The 6,328-nt window shown below is 35.1% G+C and carries 6 protein-coding genes; 3 read left to right on the top strand and 3 right to left on the bottom strand.

Annotation, left to right across the window (positions count from 1 at the left end; genetic code table 11):
• The 3 genes from queF to AB1630_09550 form a co-directional block, all read right to left on the bottom strand.
• Positions 1-260: preQ(1) synthase (gene queF / locus AB1630_09560; protein MEW6104036.1), on the bottom strand; the 260-nt coding region annotated here is incomplete at its 3' end.
• A 170-nt stretch (positions 261-430) separates the two neighbouring features.
• The gene (gene ileS, locus AB1630_09555) at positions 431-3,109 is read right to left on the bottom strand and encodes an isoleucine--tRNA ligase (protein MEW6104035.1); all 2,679 of its coding nucleotides are present in this window, start codon (positions 3,107-3,109) and stop codon (positions 431-433) included.
• A 12-nt stretch (positions 3,110-3,121) separates the two neighbouring features.
• Positions 3,122-3,439: a ribosomal-processing cysteine protease Prp gene (locus AB1630_09550; GenBank protein MEW6104034.1), complete on the bottom strand. Its 318-nt coding sequence runs from the start codon at positions 3,437-3,439 to the stop codon at positions 3,122-3,124.
• 63 nt (positions 3,440-3,502) lie between these two features.
• Between AB1630_09550 and mutM the strand changes: the two genes are divergently transcribed.
• From mutM to AB1630_09535, 3 genes are all read left to right on the top strand, one after another.
• Complete coding sequence (gene mutM, locus AB1630_09545; GenBank protein MEW6104033.1) at positions 3,503-4,288, top strand: DNA-formamidopyrimidine glycosylase; 786 nt, start codon at positions 3,503-3,505, stop codon at positions 4,286-4,288.
• Positions 4,288-5,253 carry a hypothetical protein gene (locus AB1630_09540; protein MEW6104032.1) on the top strand — a complete coding sequence of 322 codons (966 nt, stop codon included), beginning with the start codon at positions 4,288-4,290 and terminating at the stop codon, positions 5,251-5,253. The genes mutM and AB1630_09540 overlap by 1 nt, the downstream gene beginning before the upstream one ends.
• Before the next feature lie 438 nt (positions 5,254-5,691).
• A complete protein-coding gene (locus tag AB1630_09535; GenBank protein ID MEW6104031.1) occupies positions 5,692-5,859 on the top strand; it encodes a hypothetical protein in 168 nt (55 codons plus the stop codon).
• Positions 5,860-6,328: the final 469 nt, after the last annotated feature.

The raw sequence follows: 6,328 nt of genomic DNA, 5'->3' as shown, positions 1-6,328 counted from the left end.
TTTACAGCATTCTCATAAAATATACCAAGGTTCCTATATCCTAAAATGTATTCCTTTAGGGATTTAAGCTCAATACAAAGCTTATCTGGCGTATAAATAATGGTTATACATCCAAAGTCAGGCAACAGGGTTTTTGGGCATATAGATGTGAATTCTGGGATTGTAATAGTAATTTCATAATTTTCAAATTGATTCTCAAACACCTCAATTTTTGGTAATTCTACATCCAAACCAACCTTTGCAAAGTCTTTATACTCCATAGAACCTCCTTTTTTGGTATACCAAAAATCAATTGAATTTCAAACAAACCCTTTTGTTAAAGGGCTAGGGTTAAGATGCCTAACTACTGTTAACCGAAAAGTTTGCAAACCATTTTTGTTTTAGCATAACACAAAAAAACCAATTTTATTTCAGTATAGTTAGTTTTATCCTAAAATGTTTGTATTGTCAACACCTCATTACACCTTTCGCATAGACCATCTCTATTTTCTGTAAAGCTTTTCATCCAGCACCTTGGACATTTTATTCCTTTGTGCTTACTAACCTCTATCTCTAAGCCTTCTTTCTTTTCAAGCTCAATAGAGGAGACAATAAATATTTCACAAAGCTCCTCTTTATATTTATTGAGCAGGTCAAACTTCCCTGTCTTTATTCTTAAGGCCGCCTCTAACGATGAAGCAATTTCCTTATCGGTCCTTTTCCTTTCCAAGGCAAGATTAACCACATCCCTTATTTCAAGAATTTCATCCATCTCTTCTTTTATCACAGGATTTTTATGCTTTTGATTTACCTCAGGAAACCCTGTCAAAAACACACTTTCGGATTTCGGATTTCGGATTTCGGATTTCGGATTTATATATCCCCATATTTCTTCTGCGGTGAATGAAAGGATTGGTGCAATAAGCTTTACCAGAGAGATAAGACATTGATAAAGCACATTCTGCCCTGCCCTTCTTTTGAGCGAATTAGCCTCTTCGCAATATAACCTATCTTTTAATACATCAAGATATAAATTTGATAAATCCCTTGTGCAAAAATTAAGGATTAGCCTAAATGCCCTATGAAACTCAAATTTAGAATAGCTATCTTCTACATCAATTATTAAAGCACAAAGAGAGTGCAAGATATATTTGTCAATAGCCTTTAGCTCATTATATTCTACGGATTTTTCACAAGAAAAATCATAAAGGTTTCCTAACAAAAACCTAAATGTATTCCTTATCTTTCTATATGACAAAATGATTGGTGAAAGAATCTCTTTACCTATTTTTATATCCTCTCTGAAATCAACAGAACAAACCCAAAGCCTTAATATATCTGCCCCATATTTTTCAACAATCTCTTGGGGAGAAATAACATTGCCGGCTGATTTTGACATAGCAATCCCCTTTTCATCCAAGATAAATCCATGTGTCAAAACAGCCTTGTATGGAGCCCTATTAAAACCTGCGATTGCTGTTATAATAGATGATTGAAACCAACCACGATGCTGATCAGAACCTTCAAGATATAGGTTTGCTGGCCAGGAAAGGCTTTTCTCATCCATTAAAACAGCGTAATGGGAAGACCCGGAATCAAACCAGACATCAAGGATATCCTTTTCTTTTATAAGATTTTTTCCTCCACAAAAGGGGCAGGATATACCAGATGTTATATCATTACTAAAATATTCATCTATTGAGCCATCTTTAATTATCTCTTGTGTTTTCTCAATGCTTTCCTCTGTAATATGGGACCTCTGGCAATCATTGCAAAAAAAGCTTGGGATAGGAATTCCCCATGCCCTCTGCCTTGATATACACCAATCGGCCCTTGCTTCCACCGTTGATACAAACCTATTCTTTCCATAATCTGGTATCCACTCTACATTATCACAAGCAGAGATTATTCTCTTTCTTAAATCCCTGTGGTCAATATTTATGAACCATTGGCTTGTTGCCCGAAATATAATAGGTTTTTTGCACCTCCAGCAATGAGGATATGAATGTAAAATTTCATCCTTTTTAAAAAGCATCCCAATTTCATCCAAATATTCAATAATCTTCTTATCTGCCAAAGACACATCCTCATCTTTGAACATTCCGGCAATGAACCTTCCATTATCATCAACATCGCAGATTAAGGGAAGGTTGTTTTTACAACCTGCGGCATAATCCTCTATTCCATGACCTGGTGCAATATGGACACAGCCTGTTCCAGAATCTGCACTGACAAGGTAATCAAGGATTATCTTTGATTTTCTTTCAAGGAATGGATGCTCTGCGTATTCATTGCTTAATTCCTTTGGAGAAATATCCCTTAAAACCTTGTATTCCTTTTCTTTCATCATAAGGGATGTAAGATCTTTCATCATTATTATTTTTTCTTTGTTATATTCTATCTCCTGATATAGGTATTCTGGATGTATAGCAATGCCTGTATTTCCAAACAATGTCCAGGGCGTTGTTGTCCATATAAGAAGGTTTTTGTCTTTATATGGGAATTTTACATATATAGACGGGCTTGTCTTTTCTTTATAAATAACCTCTGCCTCTGCTAATGCTGTTCTACAGGATTTACACCAAAATACAGGCTTTTTATCCTTATATACATAGCCATCCCTTACCATTATCTTAAAAAGCTCCAGGGTTTTTATGATGTATTCCTTTTTAAATGTAAGGTATGGATTATTCCAATCGCCAAATACGCCAAGCCTTTTAAATTCTTCCCTTTGAATATTGACAAATTTATTTGCATATTCCCTGCAATTCTTTCTAATTTCAGAGAATTCTGTATCCTTTGGGAGCCTCTCAATTACCTTATGCTCAATAGGAAGGCCGTGGCAATCCCAGCCTGGGATATAGGGTGTATTAAAGCTATTTATAGCCTTGTATTTTACAATTATGTCCTTTAAGATTTTATTTAGGCTATGCCCAATGTGGATATTGCCATTTGCATAAGGTGGCCCATCATGGAGGACATATTTTGCCTTTTCTTTGTTGTTTTCCAATAAAGCCTTGTATATATCCATATCCTCCCATTTTTTCAAAATATCAGGCTCTAATTTAGGAAGGCCTGCCTTCATTGAAAAGCCTGTTTTTGGAAGATTTATTGTTTTGCTATAATCCATAGCAATAGTATATCAAAGATTCTCTATAATTTCAATATAATTTGGATATTTCTCGGCAATTCCATAAATGCCAAGCCTCATTGTCTCAAGGATTGATAATGCTTCAGGGCTTGGTTTCAAGACAAGCCTTACATCAAGAAAACCATCTTCTCTTTTTACATTAAGGGCTAAATTAAGGTATTCTGAAAGCCCAAGAATGGCCGTTTGAAGAATAGCAGAGACGCCAGCACAGATTATATCCTCTCCCTTTTTCTTATAAAATGAATGACCAGATGCAGAGAAGGAGATTATCCTTTTTTCATTATCCCTTAAAATTTCTATTCTTATCATAAAACTAAATTATACAAAAATTACCTAGACATTTCTATTCCCTTTAGTTTAGACTTAAAAGATATGCCTGAGCTTCCTGAGATAGAGACTTTAAAGAATGAGATTATAAGCTATGGTCTTATTGGAAAAAGAATAATAGAAATCAATATCAATGATTTAAGGACAATAAATATGCCAGCCAATAAATTTAAAAAATCCATCTTGGGAGAAAGCATAGAGGGTGTAGAAAGAAGGGGAAAAAATCTTATTCTTAATCTTTCAAATAAAGGCTTTATTGCAATTCATCTTAAGCTTTTTGGTCAGATGAGGGTATCAGATAAGCCTATTCTGTCACAATTAAGCTTTTGTTTTGACAATGGAAAAAGCCTCTGCCTTTCCCAGCTTGCATTTGGTGCAGGAGCTAGCCTTTTCTTGGATACCTCATTGGAGGATGTTTTTAATCTTGGAAAGGATGCCTTAAAAATAAGCATTTCTGAATTTAAAGAAATCCTTAAAAAGGGAAAGGTAAAGCCAATTCTTATGGAGCAAAAGAAAATTGCTGGGATTGGAAATACATATGCAGATGAGATATTGTTTTTATCAAAGATAAATCCAGAAAGGGATGCTAGTTCATTAAAAGAAGATGAAATAAGGGTTTTATATAAGGCAATGGGAGATATTTTAAACGAGGCAATTAAAAATGGTGGTGTAACTTTGGATGACTTTATCCACCTTGATGGCAGAAGGGGAAATTTTAGATGCAGGGTTCATAACAGGGAGGGAGAAGCTTGTTTATCCTGTAATTCAGCTATAAAAAAAATAAGGTTGGGAGGTCGGGGAACATTCTTCTGCCCTAATTGTCAAATTTAATGGTTTATTTTCATTTTTTTGGCCTTTTGGTCATAATAACATTTGCTTCGGCAATACTTAGCTATGGTTCTGAAAGCCTTGCAAAAAGATATGGGGCTAACCTTGTTGGTTCGGTCTTTCTTGGTCTTATTTCAACCCTTCCCGAGTATATGTTTGTTATCTGGGCATCTATTAAGGGAAATTATGATGTTGCTATTGGTTCAACCATAGGTGCCTGCTCCCTTCTTATTACATTGGGTTATGGCTCGGTTATTTTAGTTTCCACCACCATAAGCAAAAAGCCGGTTAAGGAAATTCCCCTTTCACATCAGACACATATAGATATAATCTATTTAGGAGCTACAGCCATTATTGCCCTATTCCTTATTTGGGAAGGAAAGGGGTTAGACCTTAAGGATAGCATCATCCTAATTACCATTTTTCTTATCTATGTCATTCAGGTAACCCACCATTCATTAAACCATTCATTAAAATACAAAGCAGAGAATAAAGAAAAGGCCGGGAGCATAAAAAAGAGCTTTTTGTTTTTAATTATAGGTGGAATAATTATATTCTTTGCCTCAGAGCCATTTGTTGATACAATTATTGAGCTTTCCCATAAATTAGGGATAAGCCCAATAACCATTGCCATAATCATTGGACCAATTGCCTCAGAAATGCCTGAGAAGCTTACCGCATATCTTACAGTTATGAGAAATGGTGCTTTGGCTGAAATATCTATCTGTAATTTTATTGGCTCAAAAATAAATCACAATAGCCTTCTTATTGGAACATTAGGTCTAATTGGGTTTTTAAAAGGTAACTCGGAAATTACAGGAATCCTTAATATTCAATTTCTAATGATGACCTGTTTAACCCTGTTTACTACAGCCAATCTTATGAGCAAGAGACTTACAAGAGGACACGGCTTAATTTTTACCCTTCTTTATTTTTTGGTTATCTTCATAGCCTTTAAGGGAAGATGAATGGTATGTGTTCAGCTAATCTTAAGGAGAGCAATGAAGATAGGGATAGGCGGGATTCGGGATAAACGAGATAGAGGGGATAAATGCACAACATTGCCCGAATACCGAATCCCAATATACTGAAATAAAAGAGGCTCTTCACGGAATTTAGTGCAAAAGTAATTTATTTATAATGTTGCTTCTGATAAGGGTATAATATCCTCAAATGTTTTAAATAGGAGGATAACTTAAGATAGATGCAACAAATAAATTATCTCACAGAATTATCAGAATTTCAAGGATTTTATGTAAGAGGGGTAGAAAGAAGAAAGAATTTAGGATGTGTGATGAGGTTGTTTTATACTTGGAAAGGGATGGAGGGTATATCTGTAGTGGATGTAACCAGGAGGTCTATAGTAAACATAGCTCCTATTACGAGCAAAGCGAGTAACAAGGTTCTTGCCGAAGGCAAGGTTCTTATATACAAGAAGTAAGGCATCTACATCAAAGGAAATAGATAAAAGGGCAATAGAAAAGGCTCAAAGGGAAAGGGATTTAGATGGAATAGATGTTTTAGGAATAGATGAGATTTCAGTTGGAAAGGGGCAGGGCTATTTTATGAGATAAGTAGCCTTGAAGGACCAAATGGCCCTGAGGTTTTATATATAGGAGAAGGCAGAAAGGAGAAAGACTTAAAGCCATTCTGGAGCTTAAGTTTGGTAAGAGAAGGGCAAAGGGGATAACTTATGGAATAATGGATATGTGGAAAGGATTTATCAATAGCTTTCAAGCCCATTGTCCCTTAATAAAGATTATACATACAAGTTCCATATAGTAAGGCATCTCCTTAATGCCCTAAATGAGGTTCGTAAAGCAGAATTTCCCATTTTCCGCTACCTTAATAATAGATTAACATAAGACTAAAAAACTCTCAAGTTTTTTGCTTTAAAAACCGATAAAGAAGATGTGGAAGATATTTTAAGAAGACAAAATCAAGTTTTTCTCCAAAACAATTGGCTCTTTAGTCCTTCTTAAGATAAGTCCTTGATAAGATGAAGATTGGAGAGATTATTGATAATATTTGTCCAGCAGATAA

It is taken from the genome of bacterium, from assembly GCA_040753555.1.
Taxonomy (GTDB): Bacteria; UBA9089; UBA9088; order UBA9088; family UBA9088; genus JBFLYE01.
This window is presented reverse-complemented; position numbering and strand designations above follow the sequence as displayed.